Source organism: Burkholderia pyrrocinia, assembly GCF_018417535.1.
Taxonomy (GTDB): domain Bacteria; phylum Pseudomonadota; class Gammaproteobacteria; order Burkholderiales; family Burkholderiaceae; genus Burkholderia; species Burkholderia pyrrocinia_E.
The window spans coordinates 2,177,352-2,201,722 of record NZ_CP070978.1 but is presented as its reverse complement, the minus strand read 5'-3'; the positions used below and the strand labels follow the sequence as shown (position 1 = coordinate 2,201,722).

The 24,371-nt window shown below is 64.4% G+C and carries 24 protein-coding genes and 2 pseudogenes; 13 read left to right on the top strand and 13 right to left on the bottom strand.

Annotated elements, in window-relative coordinates; all coding sequences use genetic code 11:
- Positions 1-22: 22 nt before the first annotated feature.
- On the bottom strand, positions 23-577 hold the full coding sequence (locus JYG32_RS28060; RefSeq protein ID WP_174381321.1) for an NADPH-dependent FMN reductase: 555 nt from the start codon (positions 575-577) through the stop codon (positions 23-25).
- 367 nt (positions 578-944) lie between these two features.
- On the opposite strand from JYG32_RS28060, the gene JYG32_RS28055 reads away from it, so the two are divergent.
- Together JYG32_RS28055 and JYG32_RS28050 are read left to right on the top strand one after the other, a co-directional pair.
- Positions 945-1,544, top strand: coding sequence for an RNA polymerase factor sigma-70 (locus JYG32_RS28055; protein ID WP_174381322.1), 600 nt, complete (start codon positions 945-947; stop codon positions 1,542-1,544).
- Positions 1,522-1,737, top strand: coding sequence for a zf-HC2 domain-containing protein (locus JYG32_RS28050; protein WP_174381323.1), 216 nt, complete (start codon positions 1,522-1,524; stop codon positions 1,735-1,737). The genes JYG32_RS28055 and JYG32_RS28050 overlap by 23 nt, the downstream gene beginning before the upstream one ends.
- Positions 1,738-1,859: 122 nt before the next feature.
- On the opposite strand, the gene arsC is transcribed toward JYG32_RS28050, so the two are convergent.
- A complete protein-coding gene (gene arsC / locus JYG32_RS28045) occupies positions 1,860-2,216 on the bottom strand; it encodes an arsenate reductase (glutaredoxin) (RefSeq protein ID WP_174381346.1) in 357 nt (118 codons plus the stop codon).
- 983 nt (positions 2,217-3,199) lie between these two features.
- Here arsC and parA point away from each other — a divergent pair.
- Together parA and JYG32_RS28030 are read left to right on the top strand one after the other, a co-directional pair.
- Positions 3,200-3,862, top strand: coding sequence for a ParA family partition ATPase (parA, locus tag JYG32_RS28035; RefSeq protein WP_034181507.1), 663 nt, complete (start codon positions 3,200-3,202; stop codon positions 3,860-3,862).
- Between the two features lie 23 nt (positions 3,863-3,885).
- Positions 3,886-4,947: a ParB/RepB/Spo0J family partition protein gene (locus tag JYG32_RS28030; protein WP_174381324.1), complete on the top strand. Its 1,062-nt coding sequence runs from the start codon at positions 3,886-3,888 to the stop codon at positions 4,945-4,947.
- A 90-nt stretch (positions 4,948-5,037) separates the two neighbouring features.
- Here the strand turns inward: JYG32_RS28030 and JYG32_RS28025 are convergent, their stop codons facing one another.
- Positions 5,038-6,405: a replication initiation protein gene (locus JYG32_RS28025; protein WP_174381325.1), complete on the bottom strand. Its 1,368-nt coding sequence runs from the start codon at positions 6,403-6,405 to the stop codon at positions 5,038-5,040.
- 1,821 nt (positions 6,406-8,226) lie between these two features.
- On the opposite strand from JYG32_RS28025, the gene JYG32_RS28020 reads away from it, so the two are divergent.
- Positions 8,227-9,408 carry a DNA-binding protein gene (locus tag JYG32_RS28020; RefSeq protein WP_213265761.1) on the top strand — a complete coding sequence of 394 codons (1,182 nt, stop codon included), beginning with the start codon at positions 8,227-8,229 and terminating at the stop codon, positions 9,406-9,408.
- Positions 9,409-9,545: 137 nt separating this feature from the next.
- On the opposite strand, the gene JYG32_RS28015 is transcribed toward JYG32_RS28020, so the two are convergent.
- The 3 genes from JYG32_RS28015 to JYG32_RS28005 form a co-directional block, all read right to left on the bottom strand.
- Positions 9,546-10,565, bottom strand: coding sequence for a tyrosine-type recombinase/integrase (locus tag JYG32_RS28015; protein ID WP_174381327.1), 1,020 nt, complete (start codon positions 10,563-10,565; stop codon positions 9,546-9,548).
- A 101-nt stretch (positions 10,566-10,666) separates the two neighbouring features.
- The gene (locus JYG32_RS28010) at positions 10,667-11,044 is read right to left on the bottom strand and encodes a DUF2471 family protein (protein WP_174381347.1); all 378 of its coding nucleotides are present in this window, start codon (positions 11,042-11,044) and stop codon (positions 10,667-10,669) included.
- A 130-nt stretch (positions 11,045-11,174) separates the two neighbouring features.
- Positions 11,175-11,786 carry a helix-turn-helix domain-containing protein gene (locus tag JYG32_RS28005; RefSeq protein ID WP_174381328.1) on the bottom strand — a complete coding sequence of 204 codons (612 nt, stop codon included), beginning with the start codon at positions 11,784-11,786 and terminating at the stop codon, positions 11,175-11,177.
- A 161-nt stretch (positions 11,787-11,947) separates the two neighbouring features.
- On the opposite strand from JYG32_RS28005, the gene JYG32_RS28000 reads away from it, so the two are divergent.
- Positions 11,948-13,147 (top strand): glycine C-acetyltransferase, encoded by a 1,200-nt coding sequence (locus tag JYG32_RS28000; RefSeq protein ID WP_213265760.1) that lies wholly within the window; start codon positions 11,948-11,950, stop codon positions 13,145-13,147.
- Positions 13,148-13,160: 13 nt separating this feature from the next.
- Positions 13,161-14,189: an L-threonine 3-dehydrogenase gene (tdh, locus tag JYG32_RS27995; protein ID WP_034187547.1), complete on the top strand. Its 1,029-nt coding sequence runs from the start codon at positions 13,161-13,163 to the stop codon at positions 14,187-14,189.
- 385 nt (positions 14,190-14,574) lie between these two features.
- On the opposite strand, the gene JYG32_RS27990 is transcribed toward tdh, so the two are convergent.
- Both JYG32_RS27990 and JYG32_RS27985 read right to left on the bottom strand, forming a co-directional pair.
- Entirely contained in the window at positions 14,575-14,991 is a 417-nt protein-coding gene (locus tag JYG32_RS27990; RefSeq protein WP_174381329.1) for a hypothetical protein, read from the bottom strand.
- Between the two features lie 53 nt (positions 14,992-15,044).
- Positions 15,045-15,257: pseudogene (locus JYG32_RS27985) on the bottom strand (GNAT family N-acetyltransferase); the annotation flags it as partial.
- Positions 15,258-15,448: 191 nt separating this feature from the next.
- Between JYG32_RS27985 and JYG32_RS27980 the strand changes: the two are divergent.
- Together JYG32_RS27980 and JYG32_RS27975 are read left to right on the top strand one after the other, a co-directional pair.
- Complete coding sequence (locus JYG32_RS27980) at positions 15,449-16,054, top strand: TetR/AcrR family transcriptional regulator (RefSeq protein WP_174381330.1); 606 nt, start codon at positions 15,449-15,451, stop codon at positions 16,052-16,054.
- 64 nt (positions 16,055-16,118) lie between these two features.
- On the top strand, positions 16,119-16,598 hold the full coding sequence (locus tag JYG32_RS27975; RefSeq protein ID WP_174381331.1) for a DUF1348 family protein: 480 nt from the start codon (positions 16,119-16,121) through the stop codon (positions 16,596-16,598).
- A 580-nt stretch (positions 16,599-17,178) separates the two neighbouring features.
- On the opposite strand, the gene JYG32_RS27970 is transcribed toward JYG32_RS27975, so the two are convergent.
- Entirely contained in the window at positions 17,179-18,264 is a 1,086-nt protein-coding gene (locus JYG32_RS27970; RefSeq protein ID WP_213265759.1) for a tartrate dehydrogenase, read from the bottom strand.
- A gap of 116 nt (positions 18,265-18,380) precedes the next feature.
- Between JYG32_RS27970 and JYG32_RS27965 the strand changes: the two genes are divergently transcribed.
- Positions 18,381-19,304 carry a LysR substrate-binding domain-containing protein gene (locus JYG32_RS27965; RefSeq protein WP_213265758.1) on the top strand — a complete coding sequence of 308 codons (924 nt, stop codon included), beginning with the start codon at positions 18,381-18,383 and terminating at the stop codon, positions 19,302-19,304.
- Positions 19,305-19,414: 110 nt separating this feature from the next.
- On the opposite strand, the gene argC is transcribed toward JYG32_RS27965, so the two are convergent.
- Positions 19,415-20,353: an N-acetyl-gamma-glutamyl-phosphate reductase gene (argC, locus tag JYG32_RS27960; protein WP_213265757.1), complete on the bottom strand. Its 939-nt coding sequence runs from the start codon at positions 20,351-20,353 to the stop codon at positions 19,415-19,417.
- Between the two features lie 120 nt (positions 20,354-20,473).
- On the opposite strand from argC, the gene JYG32_RS27955 reads away from it, so the two are divergent.
- Complete coding sequence (locus JYG32_RS27955) at positions 20,474-21,358, top strand: LysR family transcriptional regulator (protein ID WP_213267499.1); 885 nt, start codon at positions 20,474-20,476, stop codon at positions 21,356-21,358.
- A gap of 40 nt (positions 21,359-21,398) precedes the next feature.
- On the opposite strand, the gene JYG32_RS27950 is transcribed toward JYG32_RS27955, so the two are convergent.
- Entirely contained in the window at positions 21,399-21,863 is a 465-nt protein-coding gene (locus JYG32_RS27950) for a hypothetical protein (RefSeq protein ID WP_213265756.1), read from the bottom strand.
- 59 nt (positions 21,864-21,922) lie between these two features.
- Positions 21,923-23,140 (bottom strand): patatin-like phospholipase family protein, encoded by a 1,218-nt coding sequence (locus JYG32_RS27945; RefSeq protein WP_174381336.1) that lies wholly within the window; start codon positions 23,138-23,140, stop codon positions 21,923-21,925.
- Positions 23,141-23,226: 86 nt separating this feature from the next.
- Here JYG32_RS27945 and JYG32_RS39145 point away from each other — a divergent pair, with 86 nt between their 5' ends.
- Both JYG32_RS39145 and JYG32_RS27935 read left to right on the top strand, forming a co-directional pair.
- The gene (locus JYG32_RS39145; protein WP_249744671.1) at positions 23,227-23,433 is read left to right on the top strand and encodes a hypothetical protein; all 207 of its coding nucleotides are present in this window, start codon (positions 23,227-23,229) and stop codon (positions 23,431-23,433) included.
- Positions 23,340-23,567 (top strand): annotated as a pseudogene (locus JYG32_RS27935) (zinc ribbon domain-containing protein); the annotation flags it as partial. The gene JYG32_RS39145 and the pseudogene JYG32_RS27935, both read left to right, overlap by 94 nt.
- Here the strand turns inward: JYG32_RS27935 and JYG32_RS27930 are convergent.
- Positions 23,557-24,342, bottom strand: a complete 786-nt coding sequence (locus JYG32_RS27930) for a 3-hydroxybutyrate dehydrogenase (RefSeq protein ID WP_174381337.1) — start codon at positions 24,340-24,342, stop codon at positions 23,557-23,559. The pseudogene JYG32_RS27935 and the gene JYG32_RS27930 sit on opposite strands and share 11 nt — an antisense overlap.
- Positions 24,343-24,371: the final 29 nt, after the last annotated feature.

Genomic DNA, 24,371 nt, shown 5'->3' with positions numbered 1-24,371 from the left:
CGTGGTGGCCAGGCCGAAGTTGTCAGGCCGACTTCAGCACGCGCACCCAGCCCGCGTAGCGATCGACGAAGCCCTGCAGGAACTTGCGGGTGTCCTCGCTGACGATCTGGCCGTGCTCGTCGATGCGCGCCGGGTCGTGCTTGATGAACATCTCGGGCTGCCCGAGCGTCTTCACGTCGAGGTACGCCAGCACGTTGCGCAGGTGCTGCTGGGCGAGCGCAGTACCCGTCGCGCCCGGCGACGTGCCGAGCACCGCGCCAGGCTTGCCCGCCCACGAGTTGGAACCCCACGGCCGCGAACCCCAGTCGAGCGCATTCTTCAGCACGCCCGGCATCGACCGGTTGTACTCGGGTGTGACGAACAGCAGCGCGTCGGCGGCTTCGATCGACTGCTTGAAGCGCTTCGCGACTTCCGGGAAATCCGCGTCGTAGTCCTGGCTGTACAGCGGCAGCTCGCCGATCTCGACGAACTCGAACGAAAAATCGGCGGGGGCGAGCGAGATCACGGCGTGCGCGAGTGCGCGGTTCGACGAAGCGCGGCGCAGGCTGCCGACGACGACCGCAATACGATAGGACATGGCGTTCTCCTTCCGGTGAGTGAGGAATCGGATCGATTGCTTCCGAACAGGCGACAAAGGTCTGTTTATAGGCAAGCCAGCCCGCGAACCGCCCGACGGGGCCGTCCGGCCGACTTTCCACAAGGTTTTCCACAGAAATTGTGGATAACTCGACCGTTATGTTCTGACGTTACAAACTGCCCGCCGCGCGGCGCCGTCGACACGCGACACGGGTTTCGGCAAGCATAGCGCAGCGCGCCGGCCGGTTTCGTGAATTCGTGACGGAACAGACGTTGCAGGCCGGCACCGCGCCCAGTAAGCTGCTCGCACCGCGATGTGCCCGCCCGGTGGCGCAAGCGCAATCGCCTCGAGACACTGCTACCCAGACATGCCGTCCGCGTACGACGACCCCGTTTATCTCGCGCAACTGCGGCGCGACCTGCTGCGCTTCGCGCGACTCCAGCTCCGCGATGCCGACGCGGCCGAAGACGCCGTGCAGGAAGCACTGGCCGCCGCATGGTCGCACGCGGGCGATTTCGCGGGGCTGTCGGCCCACAAGACCTGGGTATTCGGCATCCTGCGCAACAAGCTGATCGACGTGCTGCGTGCGCGGCAGCGGACTGTGAGCCTGTCCGCGCTCGATGCCGAGCTCGACGGCGAATCCATGCTCGATCGCGAGCTGTTCAAGGAAAACGGCCACTGGGCCCCGCATGCGAAGCCGCGGCCGTGGCCGCGCCCCGAAACGCTGTTGCAGCAACAGCAGTTCTGGACGCTGTTCCAGGCCTGCCTCGATCACCTTCCCGAGCAGATCGGGCGCGTGTTCATGATGCGCGAATTCCTCGATGTCGAGATGACGGACATCTGCAGCGAATTGACGCTGACGACGAATCATTGCAGCGTGTTGCTGTATCGGGCGCGCACGCGCCTGCGAACCTGCCTGAGCGAAAAAGGACTGACGACCGAAGATGCTGCCGGGGAAATGTACTGACGTGACGCGACTGCTGTCGGATGCGCTCGACCGGCATCTGACCTTGCATGAGCGTGTGCAGGTGCGCATACACCTGCCGACCTGCAGTGGCTGCAGAGCCTATCGCGGGCAGATCGCACTGCTGCGGACGGCCGCGAAAGCGGCGGCGGGGCGGGAACCGGTTGATGGCGACACGTCGTCCGGCGAAGGCTAGACCCGGTCCGCGTTGCCGCTATCGTCCGGCGGTGGGAGGTATGCTGCCCGGCGATCGCACCGACTTCGATTGCCGGTGGGTACGCCGGGCTGATGCAATAAGAAAAATACGCCGGGCAAGAATTATTCGAACAGCGCTTGCACCGATTCGGGCGGCCGACCGATGGCCGCCTTGCCGCGATAGACGACGATCGGACGCTGCAGCAAAACCGGATGAGCGGCAATCGCGTCATAGGCTTGCGCATCGGTCAGATCCGCGCGGGCCAGATTCAGCGTCTTGTACGGCTCCTCGCCGTCGCGCAGCATGTCGCGAACCGGGCGGCCGAGCTGCCGGTGCAGCGCTTCCAGTTCCTCGACCGTCGGCGGCGTCTTCAGGTACTCGACGACGTTCAGCGGCGTGCCGGCGGTATTCAGCGCCTCGACCAACGCAAGCGTCTCGCGCGACTTCGAGCATCGGGGGTTGTGGTAGATCGTGATCATCATTCGGGCCTGGATGGGAGAGGGCTGTATTGTAGCCAGTCTGCATCGGAGGTTTCGGTGCGGGCCGCCGTGGGGTAGCCGGGTGCGGATTCGATGCTTTGGTGAGGCTGGTTGGCGAGAAGGTGCCGCCAGAAACACCAGCCTCGGGCGGGGTGATGCATCGGCGATGTGCTTTAACGGATCGCTTTGTTTATGCGCATAAAGTTGTGCGGCCCGCTATCGCGCTGCAAGGATAAGGATTCGCGAGCCTGCGCATCGTGACGGGTGTCTCGGGTGGCGATGGACGCAGGCGATAGCGTGGTACGTCGATTGGTTTATGCGCATAAAGCCTGCGATCGCTGGACAGAGCATCTGGCGATTCATCGCGCCGACGAGCGTCGACGCGTCACGGCACCGAAGCGATCGTCGCATCGATGCGCTGCGTCGTCAGCGCATCCCCGCGTGCCGAATTCACGCGGGGTCGGCACGTGATCGCCCGGTACTCGCCATCCATCGACCGCGGTTTATGCGCATAAACGTAGCGGCTCGGTATGGCGCGATGCCGATGCATACCGGCTAATGGCACACCGCCCAGGCTGCATATCTGCCAACGTGCATAAGATCACACCCGCGCTCAGGAATGCCCGACTGTCCTGTCGCACGGTTGGCCGCCCCGGTCGCCGCAGAGTTTATGCGCACAAACTCACCCGTCTGCCGGTACGACCCTCCACCACCATCAAGCGAAAGGGCAGCGCAATCCGATATCGCCAGCAACCCGCTGCGCGTGCCGACGACGCGCGTCGTGATAGCGTCATCATCGCGAGGTTCGTCGACGCGTCCGCAGACATCAACCACGCCGTCCGATCACGCCGCCGATCACCGCCGGTTCGTTTATGCGCATAAACCGATAGCCCGAATGGCTAACGTGTAGTTGTCGAACGACAATTTCATTGAAATATAAATATCGTCCTGTAGAATTCCAACGACCAAAATAGGAGTGAAAATTGGCCGCGGAAATCATTGCAGTCACTCAACAAAAAGGTGGCGTCGGCAAAAGCACGATTGCCATGCACCTCGGCGCCGCGTTCCATGAAAAAGGGAAGCGCATCCTCGTCATCGACGCAGACCGTCAAAACACACTGGTTCACTGGTCGAGCGCATCCGGCGACAGCGACACCGGCATCCCGTTTCCGGTCGTCAACCTTGCTGAAGCCGACGGCCAGATCCATCGCGAGATCAAGAAGTTCATCAACGACTACGACATCATCGTCGTGGACTGCCCGCCGTCGATCACCGAGAAGGTATCCGGCGTCGTCCTGCTGGCGGCATCGATTGCCGTGATCCCGACTTCGTCGTCGCCGGCCGACTACTGGTCGAGCGTCGGGCTGGTCAAGCTGATCCAGCAGGCGCAGGTCATGAACGAAGACCTCCGCGCGGTATTCCTGCTGAACAAGACCGAAGAGAAGCGCATGCTGACCCGCGAGCTCAAGCGCGCGCTCGAAGAGCTCGGCTTCCCGCTGCTGAAGACGCAGATCCCGACCCGGGAAGCGTACAAGCAGGCGATGGCGCTCGGTCAGACCGTGCTGCAGATGAACGATCGTGGCGGCAAGCTGGCCGCCGCTGAAATTCGCGCATGTGCCGACGAAATCGTCGCCATGCTGCCCTGACTTTATGCGCACAAAGGAGTCACATGAAACCCTCCCAATTTGCAAAAGGATTCCAAGCGCGCCCGGATATCACGACGAGCGAGAAGCGCACGGCACTCGACCGGCTCAATGCGATTGACGGCATCGTCAAGTCCGAGACGCCCGCCGCGGCACCGACCAAATCGGCGAAGAAAGACATCGCACCGCCGCCCGCTCCGGAGTTCACGCTCGATCCGTCGATCGACGAATCGCCGCAATACCGCGCGTGGCGTCTCGAGAACCGCTATGCACCCGGGCAGGTGATCGAGCTGTCGCTGAAGGCGATCAAGCATAGCCCGTTCAACCCGCGGCACTTCTATCTAAAGTCGTCGATTGCCGAACTCGCGGTCAACCTTGCGAAGCAGGGGCAGCAGCAGGCGATCCACGTGATTCCGGATTACGACAATCCGGGTACGTATTTCGTCAGCGACGGCGGCCGTCGCGTGCGAGCGCTGAAGGAAGCGAACAAGGAATCGGTCAAGGCGATCGTGATCGACGTGCCGATCGGTATCCAGAGCTACAAGCTCGGCTACGACCTGAACGTCCAGCGCGATTCGCAGACGGTGTTCGACAACGCCGTCGTGTGGCGCCGCTTCCTCGACGACCAACATTTCCAGAGCCAGAAGGAGCTTTCCGAGCATCTCGGCCTCGACGAGTCGACGGTGGCCGTCGCGCTGTCGATCGGCAAGTTGCCGGAAGCGATCATGCAGGAAATGGTCGCGCGTCCCGATCGCTTCGGCTCGAACATGGCGTATCAGGTCGGGCGCTATCACAACGCGCGCGGCACCGAGGCCACGCTGCGGCTGATCAACAAGATCGTGTCGGACGATCTCAGCACGCGCCAGGTGTCGGACATCGTCAAGGGCCGCGTCGCTGCGCAGGAGACGCCGAAGGCCGCGGGCCGTCAGCGCTACGCGCAGCGTCTCGAGATCAAGCTCGGTGGCAAGTCGGTCGGCGACCTGAAGTCGTATGGCGAAGACCGCATCGAATTGCGCCTGCGCGGCCTCCCGAAGGACAAGCGTGACGCGATCCTCGAGCAGCTCGAGCGGATGCTGTTGTCGGAGTGATGGAAGCGGCCGGCAGGGCCTGGTGAGGACGCCGGCCCGCCCGATTGAGCGGGCGGCCCGCGGCGGCCCGTCAGCGGGCCTGAGCGGGCCTCACGCGGCCCGCGACTGATTCAGCGTGAACGACAGCAGGTCGCCGTCCGTCGGCTCGCCCCAGGTCTTCTGGGCCAGCCAGTCGAAGAAGGCCGTCTCGGCCAGCTTGGAATCGAGGCCGCGCTTGCGCCAGTCGTCGCGCAGATGCGTGCCCATCGTCGGCAGCGCCTCCGACTCGAACGACTCGCGCGCCACTTCGCGCTCGGCGTCGCCCTGCTCCTCGTACAGCACCTTCGCTTCCTTGCGGCGGAACGCCGCGAACTCGCTCATCAGGCGTGCCTTCAGATCATCCGGCTGCGCGGCTGCGATCTTCGCGGACGGCGTGCCGGCAGGCAGCGCGTCGACCGACTCGACCGGCGGCGCATAACCCTTCTTCAGCGCATCCTTGAACAGCGCCGGCGCGCTGCGCACCGGCGGCAGCGTCGTGCTGCGCATCCGCTGCTCGGTCATCTGCAACGCGGCGCGAATGCGATTCTCCTCGCTGTCCGCATAGAGCGTCTGCGCCTCCTTCAGCGGGATTCCGAGCTTCACCATCCGGTCGACCAGCGTGCTGTCGAACACGTTCGGGTGTTCGTCAAGCGCCAGCATCGGCTGCTTGCGCTCGGTCACGCGGAACTGGATCTCCGCAACCCGGCGCCCTTCACGGTGCTCGATCAGCTCGACGAAGATATTGGTGACCGCGTTGACTTCCGCGATCGCGGGGCGCAGATAGTCGCGCTTGAAGTACTTGTACTCGCGCTTCGCCTCGTCGCCGGCTTCCGTGTCAGGCGTGCCCGACAGGATCGGCCGCCACCATTCCCACGGCTCGCGCATCGTCAGGTGGCTCGGGTTCGTCAGATAGCGCACGCAGATTTCGTACAGCGCCAGGCCGGCGCTGCTGCGCAACTGGCTCTGGAACTGCAGGCTCAGACGCGCATACTGGACCGGGTCGAGCAGCTTCTTCTTGATCTTCGGCGCGAACGAGAATTCGACCCATACGCGACGGGTCGTCGGATCCTCGAGAATTTCCGCGTCGGCGATCAGCGTCGAGATCCCCCACTTGCGGCCCGGCTTCTGGCTCGACGTCCCCGTGCTCCATTCGACCTGCACCGACACCATGCGGCGCAGGTGTTCCTTCACCAGTGCGGTGTCGTTCGAATCGAAAGCGGAGTTGGCGACGATGTCCGACAGCAGCGCGCGATACGTATCGCCCGAGTCGTCGGCCTGCTGCGCGACGGCCAGCAGCACGTTGAACAGCTTGCGGGTCAGGAGTGTGATCTTGCCGCTCTTCGGCTGAATGGCGATCGCCTCGACGGCCTTGCGCAATTCGGCTGAACTGGCACTCACCACATCCACATCGGTTTTCTTGGCGCGCTTCGTCGTGGCCATACGTCGGGTCGGAGGAGAAGTTTTCCGGAAGGATAGCGCCTGCGGTGATGTGCGTCCAGAACGACATGCTCACCATAGCCGGTGAAGCGCGCGTGCAAAACGGCACTCACCCCAACCACTCCCGAAAACACTCACCGGTCCTGAATTGCAGCGTTCCGGACTCTTCCAGACGTGCCGCGGGATGCGCCGATTCACAGAATTTCCCCTGTGCATGACACGTGCGAAACTTGCTCCCGTATCGACTCACCTTTCGATTTGTCGTAATTTTGCGACTGCACAGCCGTGAGTTCGGCACAGGGTCGCGATCGCACCTCACAGTGCCCTCCCGATCGCGCCGCATCGGGCTGTATGCATGTACAGGCACGGCTCGCCGGGAAATCATGATCGCGTCCGGCATCCGGAAAAGCGCCGTCGAAACCGGCCCGCGCCACCTGATCGGACCTGCTTTCCCGGCCCGGGCGCGCATTGTACAGCGCACAAACCGTATCGGGTCCCGAAAATACTCACCTTGAGCACAGCTTGTTCTTTCGTCCGGATGCCACCGAATCCCCGGCACGCGCGGGATTGACCGCCAGAGCATCCCGAAAACGCTCACCTTATTGAAAAAATACGGCACGGCAACGGGCACGGAAACGGCTCCCGAAAAATCTCACCGTAACTGTTGCGGTATCAAAAAACCCAATGCCTTCCGATACTTATGCACAGAAGGCATTTGGCTGTGCCCGGCAGGCATCCCCCGAAAAACCTCACCTTTCGACCGAAAACCTTCATACGACAACCGTATGTCGGCCCCCGAAAAATCTCACCTGTGCCAAAAAGGGGCACAGCAAAAACGAGATTTCTTCCAGTCCTGGCGGGCTTTTCGGCGAATCCGGCCGCTCACGGGTCCCGAAAAGCCTCACCTTTGACCATTTTTCGAGCAAATACCGTTCCCGAAAATACTCACCTGTGACCGCGATCACAGCCTGTGATTCATGCCCCGAAAAAGCTCACCTCAGCGAGATCGGGGCAGGAAAACCCGGATTTCCCTCCCGAAAAGCCTCACCTTTAGTGCATCACAGGCCCGGAAAGCACTTTTGCTGTGCAAAATGGCGTTCGTTTCCCGGAAATCCTCACACCAAATTCCCGTGGAGTCCCGTGAAACCTCACCTTTCGCCAAAACTGCCTAAAAGATGGGCAGAATCGGGGCGCGAAGAGGGTCCCGCAAATTCTCACCTGTGTCTGCACAGGCAGAAAACTGTGCAGTCAGGCACAGCGCGGGTTCTGTGGCTGTGAGGCCCCGAAAACCCTCACCTTTGGGAAATCTCGTGTTTCACTGTGATCCCGAATCCGCTCACGACCTTTCCTGCAACGGCTCACGCTGCTCCCCGAACCCCATCACGTCAGCTCCCGCAGAAGATCACCTTGGCTCCCGTAAAACTTCACCTTGCCGGCCGGAGAGCCTTGCTACATAAGGCTGTGCCGTGGCGTTAACGTTTTTAACTAAGGGTTCAAGGGTGTTTACTTCTAATACTCTCAAGACATCGGCTGACGAGTTTTCCACAGAGACCCCAAACCCTGAACACCCACCGGGAATCGGATCATCCGTCATGTGAAACAAATGCCGATTTTCGGGATCTGCTGAAAATTGCTTGCATTACAAAGACTTGGCTGACTTTCTTCGCTTTGTTTCACGGAATTCCGGACCACGCTCGTCCGGAATGGCTCACAGGCCCGCTTTTTGTGGAAAGCGACGTAAATCCGCAACGTCAGCCCGAAACAGGTATCAATAAATACGTATTTCGTTATGATTTCCACATTTCAATGTCTGTGAGCTCTGCCATGACCCTGGACGAGATGCGCCAAGTCATTCGGGACGAACTGGAATCGCTGCGTGCAAGCGGTGCGCGGCGCCAGGAATTGTCATTGCACGCGTGCAAGCGCCTGTTCTTCGATCTTGGCATCCGGCCGTCGGCCGCCAACGTCCGCGATCTCACCCAAACCGGCAGCGCCAGCGACATCCCGAAAGACATCGATCATTTCTGGGAGCGCATCCGTTCCGCGTCCAAGATCAGGCTCGACGGTGCGGCAATTCCGAAAGCCGTCGAGGAAAAGGCCGGTGCGCTGCTCGGCGCACTCTATGAAGAAGCGTTGAAAGCGGCGCGCGACAGTCTCGATGGCGACCGCGAGCAGGTTCGCGCTGGCGTTGCCGACGCCGAACAGCGGTTGCGCGATGCAACCGTCCGTCATGAGACGCTCGAAAGCGCGCTCGCCCGCGGTGAAGTCCGAAACGAGCAATTGCAGGCGCGCGTGACCGAACTCGAGGTTCAGCTCGCGTCGCAGACGACGCACGGTTCGGCAAGCGAAGCCACGTTGCTCACCACCGTCGCCCGACTGGAGAAGGAACTGGCCGCGGCGGCCGGCCGCGTCGACGCCGAGCAGGCGCAAAACGCCACGCTGCGCGACCGCATCGATGCGCTGCAAGCCGAATTGCAGCAGCGCACCGAGCACTACGCGCAGCAAATCAAGGACGCGGTGGCCGAAGCCGAACGCCGCGTCAAGCCGATGCTGGTCGAGCTGGACTCGCTGCGCAGCATGGCGTCGACCTACCAGAGCGGTTTGCGCGACGTCCAGCGCAAGGAATTCGATTTCCTTCAGCAACTGAGCTCGGCCAAGGCGCGCGCCGACCGGCTTGAAGAACAGTTGCGCAGCCAGAGTGATGAACTGGAACGGGCGACGCGCGATGTGAGTTCGCTGCGCGCGAGCCGCGGGATGAATCCGGAGATTGTCGCGCTGATCCGGCGCCTGGCCGATGCCGGGCAACTGGATGCGGAAGCGTTTGCCGCGATCGGCACCTCGCTGGATCAAGAGATTCCGGTGCCGGCTCAGTGCCCGCGTTGCGACGGCGAACCGGAGCTGTCGCACGGCGAGGAGGGTTTTGAAGTGGCGTGCCCGGATTGCGAGCACGCTTCGGGCGCATGGCCGTCCCGATTCGAAGCCGTCGCGCACTTTACGCATACCTGACCCGAAGATCGGCCGCACCTGCACAGGTGAGACGATTCGGGACGCTTGAGGTGAGGTTTTTCGGGAGCTGTGAAACGGTGAGGCTGCGCCACGCAAGGCTGCTCACGGATCGTGTCGCGTGAGCAGCTGATTCCCGATCAGTGAGTTTCGTCGCCGTCGGATGCGTCACCGTTGCTGTCGGCCAGACCATCGCGCCAGTTTTTCCATGCGCGATGCAGGCGGTTCGACGAGATCGGCCGCATGAAGCCCAGCCATTTGCCGACCCGCTCGGGCGGCACGTCGTTTTCGAACAGTTCGGCCGCATAGGTATTGCGCAGCGTCTGCGGGCTCGCGCGCGCGGTGCGCGACGACGTGAGCCCGGCCGATTCGACGATCGCGTCGATCGCGCGCAGCATCGTCGCCTTGTGCATCGGCCGCCCGGCATGCGATGCCGGGAACACGAGCTCGCCTGGGATTTCCTGGCGCTTGCGTTCCGTGAGCCACGCTTCGAGCAGCGCGATCGCGAATGAGGCGAGATGGGTTTCGCGCGCGTAATTCGGGTGCGCCGACTGGATCTGCAGCGACGTTCCGCTCATATTGATGCAACTAATCGTAAGCGCACGCGCTTCGCCGGTTTTAATGCCGGCGCCGAGAAACGCGGCCACGAGTGCGCGGTCGCGCCGCTCTTTCCAGTACGCCGAACCGGATACGCCGATCGGCGAAAACAGATACGCGAGCAACGTCGCGCGTTCGGCCGGCGTGAGGAAACCGGTCGGCTCGTTGTCGCGCGCCTTGCGCCAGTTCGCTTCGCCATCCTGAGCAATGAAACGGGCCGGGTTGGTCGACGCGTACTCGGTGCGCCGGATGTGGTCGAGCACACGTTCGATCAGCCGCAGATAGCGCATGCGCTGCGTTTTCCGGATCGGTAACTCGCCGACGAAGTTTGCGATCGTTGGCGTATCGACCGTTGCCAGGTTTTTCTGCTGCGCGCGCATCCACGTGAGAAACGCGCCCCATTGCGCGCGATAGACGTCGGCCGACGAGCGGCGATAGTCCTGCATGGCCAGCCACGCGTCGAATGCGGCTTCGGGCGACACGATCCAGTCGGATGCGCCGCGGTCGAACAGATCCTTCTCTTCCGGGCGGGCCGGGGTGTCGGGAGAGGCGGGAAGGGACATGTTATTTATTCCGTTAGTTGCGTATATGGTAGCCCTTTCCGCAACGTCTCGGGCAGCAAGAGGCTGGACAGGCCGCCATGCGCGGCGGCTCGGGCTGGCAGTCAGTCGCCCCACGCCTTGGACAGGCGATGAGCGCGCTCGCGGGGCACCGCGTCATGCGACGTTGCCGCCGCTTCGTAGGCCAGAACCGCGAACGAAAAGACGGCGGGCAGCGCATTCGAGCGCCCGAAGTCGATCGGATCGTCCGTTTCGGGAAACGTCATGTCCGACGGCCGTTCGAACAATTGACGCATGCCGGCGTCGTGCCGGCTGGCAAAGCCGAGATCGGCGAGCGCCTCGGCTTCGATCGCGTGCAGCAGGCGCCACGTCAGCGGGACGCGCTGACGGATATAGCGCCCGGCAATATGGCGAACGATCAGCTCGAGGTCGTGCGCGGCAGCCTTGAAGCTGAGCGCGGCCAAATCTTGTTCTTCTGTCATCGCAGGCTCCTGTCGACCGGGGCGGGCGCCTCGGTGCGCCGGCTCCGGCCCATGCATGGCGGAATGTCCGTATACTGTACAAACATACAGTGTTTTCCGCAACTGGCGCTTTGGCCAGCCATACGCGCCGTCAGCGGTGTATCACGATCAGCAGTGCCCGCGCTTCGGCCTTGCCGGGATTGCGGATCGCATGCGGCTCGTCGGCCGGGTAGCGTGCGGTGTCGCCGGCCTTCAGGCGCCGGCTGGCCGCAGCGGCTTCGATCTCCATCGCACCCTGCAACACGGTGAGGTGCTCGCGCGTGCCGGGTTCGTGCGCGTTCGAAACGAGTGCGCCGCCACCCGGCAGCGTCAGCTCGTACCACTCGAACTTGCCGGCGAGGTCGATCGGGCCCCATACACGAAGCTGGTACCGGCCGTCGTGGCCGGCGAGCGTCGGAATGTCGTGCGGGCCGTCCACACGAATCGTCTCCGGCGCCTTCGGCTGCGAGAACAGTTCGTCGAGCGTGATGCCGAGCGCGTTCGTCAGCCGCCAGGCGACGGCGATCGTCGGGTTGGCCTTGTCGCGTTCGATCTCGGAGAGCATCGATTTCGATACGCCGGCCGCGCGCGACAGGTCGTCGAGTGTCAGCTTGCGCTCGTTGCGCAGCCGCTGGATCTGCTCGCCGACACGCGGCGGCGTGGCGGCCGGCGGCGGCGGTGCGGCGCCGGCAGGCGTGCGCCGCGATCCGGAGGAACTTGCCATTTGGATTCCGTTCGCTTAGAGTTGTTCGGTATTTCGAATTCTAGTTCGGAATATCGGATAAATGCGGTCAACCGAACGACCGACTATAACAGTAGCAGGCCGTTGAGCCGCCGCCACGAGCGGCACGCTGCGGAATGCGAATCCCTGTCAGGAGCTTTGTGATGCGTGATGCCTTTCTCGCCCAGGTACGCGGGACGCTCGACCAGATCCGCGCGGACGGTTTTTACAAGACCGAGCGCGAGATCGCGAGTCCCCAGGCGGCGGCCGTGCGGCTCGCCGGCGGTGCCGGCGTGCTCAATTTCTGCGCGAACAACTATCTGGGTCTGGCGAACGATCCGCGCCTGATCGATGCGGCGAAGGCCGGCCTCGACCAGGACGGCTTCGGCATGGCATCGGTGCGTTTCATCTGCGGCACGCAAACCGTGCACAAGCAACTGGAAAGCGCGCTGGCCGCGTTTCTCGGCACCGAGGACAGCATCCTCTACTCGAGCTGCTTCGATGCGAACGGCGGGCTGTTCGAGACGCTGCTCGACGAGAACGACGCGGTGATCAGCGACGAGCTGAACCACGCGAGCATCATCGACGGCATCCGCCTGTGCAAGGCGAAGCGCTTTCGCTACCGGAACAACGACCTGTCCGACCTCGAGGCGAAGCTCAAGGAAGCCGATGCAGCGGGCGCACGCCACAAGCTGATCGCGACCGACGGCGTGTTCTCGATGGACGGCATCATCGCCGACCTGAAAGGCATCTGCGATCTCGCCGATCATTACGGCGCGCTCGTGATGGTCGACGATTCGCACGCGGTCGGCTTCATCGGCGCGAACGGTCGCGGCACGCCCGAGCACTGCGGCGTCGAAGGCCGCGTCGACATCATCACGGGCACGCTCGGCAAGGCGCTCGGCGGCGCATCGGGCGGCTACGTCGCCGCGCGCCGCGAGGTCGTCGAACTGCTGCGCCAGCGCTCGCGCCCGTACCTGTTCTCGAACACGCTCACGCCGAGCATTGCCGCGGCATCGCTGAAGGTGCTGGAGCTGCTCGGCAGCGACGAAGGCGCGAAGCTGCGCGAGCGCGTGCGCGAGAACGGCGTGCGTTTCCGCGAGCAGATGACCGAAGCGGGCTTCACGCTCGTGCCCGGCGCGCATCCGATCATCCCGGTGATGCTCGGCGACGCGCAGCTCGCGACGAACATGGCCGACAAGCTGCTCGGCGAAGGCGTCTACGTGATCGGCTTCTCGTTCCCCGTCGTGCCGCGCGGCCGCGCGCGCATCCGCACGCAGATGAGCGCCGCGCATACGCCCGAGCAGATCGACCAGACGGTCGCCGCGTTCGTGCGCGTCGGCAAGTCGCTCGGCATCGTTTGACGGAGGCGCCACCATGAAAGCACTGGCAAAGCTCGAACGCGGCCCCGGCCTCACGCTCACGCGCGTGAAGCGTCCCGAAGTCGGCCACAACGACGTGCTGATCAAGATCCGCCGTACGGCGATCTGCGGCACCGACATCCATATCTGGAAGTGGGACGACTGGGCGCAGAAGACGATCCCCGTGCCGATGCACGTCGGTCACGAATATGTCGGCGAGATCGTCGAGATGGGGCAGGAAGTGCGCGGCTTCGCGATCGGCGATCGCGTGTCCGGCGAAGGCCACATCACGTGCGGCTTCTGTCGCAACTGTCGCGCGGGGCGCCGGCATCTGTGCCGCAATACGGTCGGCGTCGGCGTGAACCGCGAAGGTGCGTTCGCCGAGTACCTGGCGATCCCGGCGTTCAACGCATTCAAGATCCCGCCCGAGATCTCCGACGACCTCGCGTCGATCTTCGATCCGTTCGGCAACGCGACGCACACGGCGCTGTCGTTCAACCTCGTCGGCGAGGACGTCCTGATCACCGGCGCGGGCCCGATCGGCATCATGGCCGTCGCGATCGCGAAGCACGTCGGCGCGCGCAACGTCGTCATCACCGACATCAACGACTACCGGCTGGAACTCGCGCGCAAGATGGGCGCGACGCGCGCGGTCAACGTCGCACGCGAGTCGCTGCGCGACGTGATGGCCGACCTGCACATGACCGAAGGCTTCGACGTCGGTCTCGAGATGTCGGGCGTGCCGAGCGCGTTCACGAGCATGCTCGAGGCGATGAACCACGGCGGCAAGGTCGCGCTGCTCGGCATTCCGCCCGCGCAGACGGCGATCGACTGGAACCAGGTGATCTTCAAGGGGCTCGAGATCAAGGGCATCTACGGCCGCGAGATGTTCGAGACCTGGTACAAGATGGTCGCGATGCTGCAGAGCGGCCTCGACCTGTCGCCGATCATCACGCATCGCTTTGCGGCCGACGATTACGAGCAAGGTTTCGCCGCGATGCTGTCCGGCGAAAGCGGCAAGGTGATTCTCGACTGGACGGCCTGAGTGCCGAAGGGGCAGCGCGGCGCGTCTGCCGCCTGCCCCGCGTTCGTTTGCGCGCGCTTCGTCGAGGTCCGAACGCGCGAATCCGGGCTTGAGGTGAGATTATTCGGGAGCTGTGTTTGCGCGCCGATTCGCGACGCGATCGCGCATCGGTGACTTGCAATCGAACGTTCACTTCACCTGTCGACCCTCGCCTCGCTTCCCCCATCACGCCATTCGGCGCCTGTTCTTCCTCTGCCATACGCTTGCCTGCTTTGCTTGTCGGGCGGTCGCGTGCCATGCACCGCATGCGATGCCGTGCCGAATCGGGACGTCAATCGTGAGCTCGCGAGCCTTGTCGCGACTCACTCATGCGCGGCGCAATAGACATCGACCGGTGCGCAGGCCGCTACTTGTTCTGTTCACCCTTCAACCATCGCGGTTCGAGCTGGAGATTCAACACGACGAGCCAGCGCTTCGGGCACTGCGGTGCAACGTCGATCGGATCGCCGTGCGTGCCGGAACCCGTGACGAACCCGTGCTGCGCTGCATACCGATACGCGCGTAACGCATCGGCTTGCAGCCAGAAGCTGACGAGCGCGCAGGTCACGAAGCGGAACAGCAGCAACGTCGCGGCTTCCGGCGCAAAACCGGCTGCGACCAGCAGGCCTTCGAACGCGAACGTCAGCGCATGCGCGACCGCGATCGTGACGATCGTCAGCTTCATCACGCCGCGCAGCCGCAGCGCCGCACGCACGCGTGCTTGCCGGACGGCGAGCTGCGCGTGATCGTCGTCGCCATCGTGCTCCGGCACATCGTGTTTCATGACGCCGCACCGGCTTGCCGCGCAACGTCGATCTGCGCCGTGTCGCAGGCACGCACGCGTTCGCGCGTTGCCGCTGCCGGCTGATCGACGCACGGGCAGTTGAAGCCCAGCGCGCCGAGCGGCGCGTAGGCGCGATGCAGCAGCACGGTCAGCGCGTCGTACGAATCGCTGCGCGGGTCGAAACGCCGCACGACGACGCGGCCGTCGAGCCGCTTGGCATAAGCCGCATAGGCGCGCGCGGGGCGCGCGGATTCCGGTCGCTGCATGATGTCCTTTCGCCCAGACAGGGTGACCGAAGTGTAGTGAGCGTCGCGTATCCGCTTCAAGAAAAAATGTCGTAAACGCGGCGGGCCGCGTCGCGTGGCGGCCGCGCGCCAGGCCGCGATTCAGCCCTCTCGTCGACATGGCTTTTCAAACGGGTGTTGACGACGGAGAACGATCGTTCTACCGTAAACGCATGAACACACATCACGACCCCTCCGGCGAACCGGGCGTTCGCGACCGGCTGCTCGACGCGGCCGAAGCGCTGATTTATTCGGGCGGTATCCATGCAACGGGTGTCGACGCGATCGTGAAACGGTCCGGCGCGGCACGAAAGAGCTTTTATTCGCAGTTCGAATCGAAAGAGGCGCTGGTGGTCGCCGCGCTCGAACGCCGCGACGAGCGCTGGATGCGCTGGTTCGTCGACGCAACCCATGCGCGCGGCAAGGCGCCGCGCGCGCAGTTGCTCGGCATGTTCGACGTGCTGCGTGACTGGTTCGGGCAGCCCGACTTTCATGGCTGCGCGTTTTTGAACGCGTCGGGCGAGATTCCCGACGCGGACGATCCCGTGCGCGTCGTCGCGCGTATGCACAAGGCGCGCCTGCTGGCGTTCGTGCGCGAGCGGTTCGATGCGTATGCCGACGCAACGGGAATCGAGCGCCGCGGGCTTGCACGCATCGCGCGCCAGTGGCTCGTGCTGATCGACGGCGCGATCGGCGTGGCGCTCGTCAGCGGCGACGCAAACGCCGCGCGCGATGCGCGCGCGACGGCCGAACTGCTGCTCGACACCGTTTCGCGGTAGTCGACGCAGCGAATCCGAACCGGCCGCGATCGTCCGCGGCCAGAACCCTGAACAGGAGCAACCCATGTCCGCTTCCCCCGAAGTCCGTCCGCCCGTTCCGCCCTTTACGCTCGAATCGGCACGCCAGAAGGTGCGTGCCGCCGAGGACGCGTGGAATACGCGCGACCCGCAGCGCGTGTCGCTCGCCTATACGCCGCAAAGCCGATGGCGCAATCGAGCGGAATTCGTGACCGGCCGCGACGAGATCGTCGGGTTGCTGCAGCGGAAATGGACGCGCGAGCTCGACTACCGGTTGATCAAGGAGCTGTGGGCATTCGGCGGCAATCGCATCGCGGTGCGCTTTGCGTACGAATGGCATGACGATGCCGGCAACTGGTTCCGTTCGTATGGCAACGAAAACTGGGAGTTCGACGAAAACGGCCTGATGGCGCATCGCCATGCGAGCATCAACGACCTGCCGATTCGCGAGAAAGACCGTCTCTATCGCTGGCCGCTCGGCCGCCGTCCCGACGATCATCCCGGGCTGTCCGACCTCGGGCTGTGACGTTCGCGCCACGCCGGTTTATTGGATCGGCGAACGCATCAACCGTGCTCTATGGTGAGGAAATTCGGGAGGCGATGCGCTGAAGGTGAGATTTTTCGGGACGAGGTGAAATGTCGCGTCGGACTGTGTGCTTCGCGCAGATCGATGCGCCATCGCACCGGGTAAAGCGGTCATGTCGCTCACGTCGCTATCGCGTCATGCGCGTATCGACGCGCAACGGTGTACTTCATCACGCGATGCATCTCACCGATCGGATCGGTTCGGTTCGACGATATCGCGTCATGCACGCATCGACGCGCAACGGTGTGCCTCACGACGCGATGCATCTCACCGATAGCATCGGTTCGACAGTGAGTTGGCGATCGGTGTGCGTGAACGTGATGTGCAACTCACCGATCGGATCGATTTCGACGAGAGACAGCGCAAGCAGTGCGCGTTGCAGAGTGTCGTTGCTCACCGCTCGACTTCGCCACGCACGCAGCGGAACCTGCACGGGTGCGCAACCGCATCGCGTGTTGCTCACCGCCGGTTGATTCATGAAGTCGCTGCCCGGCGCGATCGCTCGCGCCGGGCCTGACCGTCAGCCCGCAATCCGTGCGGCGATCGCCTCGCCCACTTCCTGCGTGCCCGCGTTGCCGCCGAGATCGCGCGTATGCGGCCCGGTGCGCAGCACGTCCTCGATCGCGGCGACGATCGCGTCGTGCGCTTCGCGCTCGCGGCCCGCACCGTTGCCGAGGAAGTCGAGCATCATTGCCGCCGACCAGATCATCGCGACCGGATTCGCGATGTATTGCCCCGCGATGTCGGGTGCGGAGCCGTGCACGGGTTCGAACAGCGACGGAAACGTGCGGTCGGGGTTGAGGTTGGCCGACGGCGCGATGCCGATCGTGCCCGTACAGGCCGGCCCGAGATCCGACAGGATGTCGCCGAACAGGTTCGACGCGACGACGACGTCGAAGCGGTCCGGCTGCAGCACGAAGCGCGCGCACAGGATGTCGATGTGCTGCTTGTCGACGGCGATCTCGGGATAGCGTTCGGCCATCTCGGCCGCGCGCGCGTCCCACCACGGCATGCTGATCGCGATGCCGTTGCTCTTCGTCGCGACGGTGACACGCTTCGCGCGCCGCTGCGCGAGCTCGAACGCGAATTTCAGCACGCGTTCGGTACCGTGGCGCGTGAAGATCGATTGCTGCATCACGATTTCGCGATCGGTGCCTTCGAACATCGTGCCGCCGACCGACGAATATTCGCCCTCGGTGTTCTCGCGCACGATCATGAAATCGATGTCACCCGGACGGCGGCCGGCGAGCGGCGACGGCACGCCGTCGAACAGGCGTGCGGGCCGCAGGTTGATGTACTGGTCGAACTCGCGGCGGAATTTCAGAAGCGAGCCCCACAGCGAAATGTGATCTGGCACCGTCGCGGGCCAGCCGACCGCGCCGAACAGGATCGCGTCCATGTCCGACAGTTGCGCCTTCCAGTCGTCCGGCATCATCTTGCCGTGCTGCGCGTAGTAGTCGCAGCTCGCCCAGTCGATCTGTACGAAGTCGAAGCGGACGCCGAAGCGCGCGGTCACGGCGTCGAGCGCGCGCAGGCCCTCGGGCATCACTTCACGGCCGATGCCGTCGCCGGGGATCACGGCAATTCTGTAAGTCCTGTCGGTCATGCAAAGCTCCTTGGCTGGTCGGCCCGCTGCCGGGGAGGCAGCGGTACATCACGCCATTCTATTTATTTCCATCTGGATTAAAATCGCTCGAAAGGTTAATCGACTTTCCACGAATCGTGAACAAATCGCCGAACCTCGAAGACCTGCGCGTGTTCAGCCTGGTTGTCCGCCTGACGAGCTTCAGCGCGGCCGCCGAGCAGCTCGCGGTGTCGCCCGCGTATGTCAGCAAGCGTATCGCGCTGCTCGAGGCGCAGCTCGGCACGCGCCTGCTGCATCGCTCGACGCGCCGCGTCACGGTCACGGAAGCAGGCGAACGCGTGTTCGCGCGCGCCGAAAAGATTCTCGACGACGTCGATCATCTCGTCGAGGACGTGTCGACGACCCGCACGGTGCCGCGCGGCACGCTGCGCATGTCGAGCAGCTTCGGCTTCGGCCGGCACGTGGTCGCGCCGGCGTTGCTCGACTTCACCGCGCGCTTTCCGCAACTGAACGTGCGGCTCGATCTGTTCGACCGGCTCGTCGACGTCGCGGGCGAAGGCTACGACCTCGACGTGCGCATCGGCGACGAGATCTCCGATCACCTGATCGCGCGCCGCCTCGCCGCGAATTACCGCGTGCTGTGTGCATCGCCCGACTATCTCGCACGACGCGGCACGCCGCGCTCGCTCGCGGATCTCGCGTCGCACGACTGTCTCGCGATCAAGGAGCGCGATCACCCGTTCGGCGTGTGGCGGCTGAATGTGCGTGGCGAAACGGCAACGGTGAAGGTTGGCGGCGCGCTGTCGACGAATCACGGCGAGGTGGCCGTGCAATGGGCGCTGGCCGGGCGCGGGATCGTGTTGCGTTCGATCTGGGAAGCCGGGCCGCTGATCGAACGCGGTGCGCTGTGTCGCGTGCTGCCCGATGCGATCCAGCCCGCGAACATCTGGGCGGTTTATCCGGAACGCGTCGCGGCGTCGGCGAAAGTGCGCGTGTGCGTGGATTTTCTGGTGGAGACGCTGGCTGGCCTGAATGCCGCAGCGGGCGACGATACGGCCTGAATTCGGCTAAAGGTGAGCTTTTACGGGGGGCGTGCGCAGGCACCGGCGCATCGCCGCACGCGACGCTGATCGGCCTGCCGCGCAGGCCTTCGACGGTGCCCGCGGGAGACTCACGCCGCGCTCGACGCACCGAGCATCAGGTCGAGATTCTGCACGGCTGCGCCGGATGCCCCTTTGCCGAGATTGTCGAACACGGCGGACAGGAGCACCTGACCGTGATCGGCATTGACGAACACGCCGAGCCGCAGGTCATTGGTGCCGTTCAGCGCTTGCGGATCGAGATGCGTGATCGCGCGCGCGTCCGCGAGCGGCGTGACGTCGACGTGACGCGCGCTGGCGTAGTGGTGCGCGAGACACGCATGCAGCTGCTCACCGGTCACGCCGGCCGGGAGCAGGCGCAGCTCGATCGGCACGGTCAGCACGATGCCTTGCCGATAGGCGCCGTAAGCCGGCACGAACAGCGGCCGGTGCGCGAGACCGGCATGCTGCTGGATCTCGGGCACGTGCTTGTGCGCGAGTGCGAGGCCATAGACCTGCAGCGGCTTCGCGTGCGCGGCGCCGTCCGATTCGAATGCGTCGATGGCGGTTCGCCCGCCGCCCGAGTAACCGGAGACGGCATGGATGCTCACCGGGTAGTCGCGCGGCAGCAGGCCGGCCTGTTGAAGCGGTCGCAACAGGCCGATCGCACCGGTCGGGTAGCAGCCCGGATTGGTGATGCGCCGCGCGTGCGCAATCTTCCGCGCATGTCCGTCGGCCATCTCGGGAAAGCCGTAGACCCATTCCGGTTGCGTGCGATGGGCCGAACTCGCATCGATCACGCGTACCTCGGGATTCCGGATGAAGCCGACCGCTTCGCGCGCGGCCGCGTCGGGCAGGCACAGAATCGCGATGTCGGCTGCGTTGATCGCTTCAGCGCGCCGCACGGGATCCTTGCGCTCGGCATCCGGCAGCGTGACGAGCCGCAAGTCGGTGCGCTCGCGCAGCCGCTCGTGAATCTGCAATCCGGTCGTGCCTTGATCGCCGTCGATGTAGACAGTGGGGAAGCCCATGATGGTCGCGTTCCTTGCGCTCGGTCGTCGGGAAAACCGTATCGTCCATCGAACGCCTAGAATAGGAAAAGTTGAATTTACTGACCAACTGATTCAGCATTTCTGAACGAGAGGTGTGTGATGCGCGAGATCAGTCTGGACCGCCTGCGCACGCTGGTCGCGATCGCGGACCAGGGATCCTTTGTGGCGGCGGCGCAATTGCTTCATCTCGCGCCGCCGACCGTCAGTCTTCATGTCGCCGAGCTGGAAAGCCGCGTCGGCGCGCCGCTGCTGTCCCGCACGCGCGGAAACGTGCGGCCGTCGGCTATCGGCGAAGTGCTGGTGGAGCGGGCGCGCAGTCTGCTGGCCGAGGTCGAATCCACGCTGGACGACGTGCAGCGACAGGTGCAGGGGTTGACCGGACGGGTGCGCCTCGGCGCATCGACCGGGGCGATCGCGCACCTGTTGCCGCAGGCAGTGGCGCGGCTGCGCGAACAGCATCCGGACATCGACGTCCAGATCGCGGTGCTCACGTCGCACGACACGCTGGCACGCATTGCGCAGGGCACGCTCGACGTCGGGCTGGTCGCGTTGCCGCAGGCGCCGGTCGCGGGGCTGTCGATCCGCGCATGGCGGCGCGATCCGGTGATGGCCTTCCTGCCCGCGGACTGGCGGCTTCCGGCTCGCGTGACACCGGGCTATCTGGCCGCGCGTCCGCTGATTCTCAACGATGCGACCACGCGCCTGTCGCGACTCACGACGGAATGGTTTGCGCTCGGCGGCCATCGGCCCGAGCCGCGGATCGAACTCAACTACAACGATGCGATCAAGAGCCTGGTCGCCGCAGGTTATGGCGCGACGCTACTCCCGCACGAGGCCGGAGCGCCGCTGCCGGATGCGCGCATCGTCATGCGCGCGCTGCGACCGGCGTTGTGGCGGGAACTGGGGATCGCCCATCGGGCGGGACCGGTCGAGCGGGCGACGCAGCACGTGCTCGATGCGCTGTGGGCGCTCGGCGCGCGATAGCGGATCGTGGCGCGGCTGCCCGTGCGGGCGGCCCGCGCGTTCAGAGCCGGTTGTCCTTCGCGAGCATCAGCACGCGCGCCCAGCGCTGCGCATCGCGTTTGTCCGTCATCGGCAGCTTCCATTCGCTGCGCACCGCGTCGCGCACGCGCACGACCAGATGCCAGCGGCCGCCGATCGGCGCGGCCTGGCAGCCGTCGAGCTGCGACAGCGTATAGCGGCCGTCCGCGCCGTCGTGCGACAGCCACAGCAGCCCCTGCGTCGCGGACAGGCGCAACTCGCCCCACGCGCGATGCACGATATGCGTCCAGCCTTCTTCCTTCGTATTCGGTGCGATGTCGCGGCGGCGCTTGATCCACCACGCGACCAGCGCGATCAGGATCGCGGCGGCGAGCACGGCGGCCGTGATCGCAACCGGCTGGCCGAACTGCGCGGCGATGACGTGAAACAGGTGAACCGCGCCCCATCCCATGGCGATGAGCGCGAACAGTGCAATGAAAATCGGCATGTCGAATCGGAGAAGAGGACGGACCGGCGCAGGCATCGCACCGATCCGTCGCCCAGGCATCACCGGCGGCGGTGAATGTCGTGCGTCACGAAGCCCGCGTCGTTGTTGGGCACCGCGAGGCCGTCCTTCACTGCGAGCGTCTTGCGGATGTCGTCGAGCCCCGCGGACCAGTGGTCGCGCATCGTCGACAGACCGAACTGATAGTCCTTGTAGTGATGCTCGTACGCCTTCTGCTGATAGATCAGGTGCTGGATGTTGTACTTCTTCCCGCTCGACATCGCGTCGGCCTCGACGCACCACGGGTCGCTCTTGCGCTGCTCTTCCGGCACCTGGTCGAGCACGTGGCGCAACACGTTGCGGTAGCGCTGTTCGCGCTGCAGCGTATCGGTGACGAAACGTGTGCGGCTCGAGTACTGCACGTCCTTCGTGCGTTCCGCGACGTCGGCCATCGTGCGCGGCAGCGGCCCGCGCGCGCTCCACAGATCGACCTGGAACGCGAGCGTGTCGCGGCGCGGCCGTGCGCGGAGCACTTCCATCAGCGGCGTGTTCGACACGACACCGCCGTCCCAGTAATACTCGCCGTCGATCTCGACCGGCGGGAACGCGGGCGGCAGCGCACCGGACGCCATGAAATGCTCGGGCGCGAGACGGATGCGCGAGTTGTCGAAGTACACGAAGTTGCCGGTGCCGACATTGACCGCGCCAACCGATACGCGCGTTTCGCCCGAGTTGATCCGGTCGAAGTCGCACAGCTTCAGCAGCGTCGTGCGCAGCGCCGACGTGTCGTACCAGCTGATCTTTTCCGGATGGTCGGACACGCCCGGCAGCGGCGGCGGGAAGCGCGGCGAGAAGAAGCCCTGCTGGCCCTGCATCATCGCGCTTGCAGCCTGCGACGCTGTGAAGAACGTGCGGATCTGGTCGATGCTGTTGAACAGCGCGAATTCGAACGCGGCCGGAATCGCGGGAAAGAACGCCGGCTGGCAGATCGTTTCCCAGAATTCGCGCAGCCGCTCGACACGATGCTCGGGCGCATTGCCGGCGATCAGCGCGGTGTTGAGCGCGCCGATCGAGATGCCCGCGATCCAGTCGAGCGGAATGCCCGCCTCGTGCAGCCCTTCGAACACGCCGGCCTGATACGCGCCGAGCGCGCCGCCGCCTTGCAGGACGAGCGCGATCGTCTCGTACGGCAGCGACCGCGCAGCGGCCGGCGCGCCGGCTTCGTGATGCAGGTCCGCCGCATCGACGGCCTGCTTTTCTGTTCGGGCGTGCGGTTTCATCAGTTGCTCCGAGAAATCCCGCCATTGATGGCGGAGTGGAAAGGAGTGACGTCGACAGACGGCATTCCATCGTTAGAATGACCGGTATGAACCTCGACTACCGCTACCGGGTGAAGTCGCTCAACGGCCTGCTGAACCAGCAGAGCCGAGCGGTGAACGACGTCTGGAATTTCTGCAACGACACGCAGAAGCACGCGCGCAAGTGGACGAAAGCGGTACTACCCAGCCCTGTTCGGCGTGCGGGTCGAGAGACAGCGCGACGCGGCCGAAAGGTATCGCGGGACTGCGAATAGAATGGACCTGCAGTGACTGCGGTGTCGTGCATGATCGCGATACCAACGCTGCGTTGAACATTCTCCGATGCGGACGTGCATCGCCAGGTGTGGGAATCGCCCCCCTTCAGGGAGGCGAGGACGTTACTGCATGAACCAGCCGTGGCTGACGATGAACGACTGGCCCGTGAGCGCGGCGCTCGGGAACGCAGACAGGAACAGCACCGTCTGCGCGACGTCCTGCACCGTCGTGAACACGCCGTCGACCGTGTTGCCAAGCATCACCTTCTTCACCACTTCGTCTTCGCTGATCCCGAGCTCCTTCGCCTGCTCCGGAATCTGCTTGTCGACCAGCGGCGTGCGCACGAAGCCCGGACACACGACGTGCGAGCGCACGTTGTGCTTCGCGCCTTCCTTCGCCAGCACGCGTGCGAGGCCGAGCAAACCGTGCTTGGCCGTCACGTACGCCGACTTCAGCGGCGACGCTTCGTGCGAGTGCACCGAACCCATGTAGATCACGACGCCGCCGCGATCGTCCTTGTACATGTGCTTGAGCGCGGCCTTCGTCGTCAGGAACGCGCCGTCGACGTGGATTGCCTGCATCTTCTTCCAGTCGGAGAACGAGTAGTTCTCGATCGGGTTGACGATCTGGATGCCCGCGTTCGACACGAGGATGTCGACCGAGCCGAACGTGTCGGCAACCTTGTCGATGCCTGCGTTCACGGCTTCCTCGTTCGTCACGTCCATCGCGACGCCGATCGCCTTGCCGCCTGCCTTGTTGATCTCGTCGGCGACCGCATTGGCACCGTCCTGGTTCAGGTCGGCGATCGCGACGGCCGCGCCCGCCTTCGCGAGCTCGAGTGCGATTTCCTTGCCGATGCCGCTCGCGGCGCCCGTGACGACTGCGGTCTTGCCATTCAGGTTGCTCATTTCGAATTCCCGTGGTGAAAGGATTGACA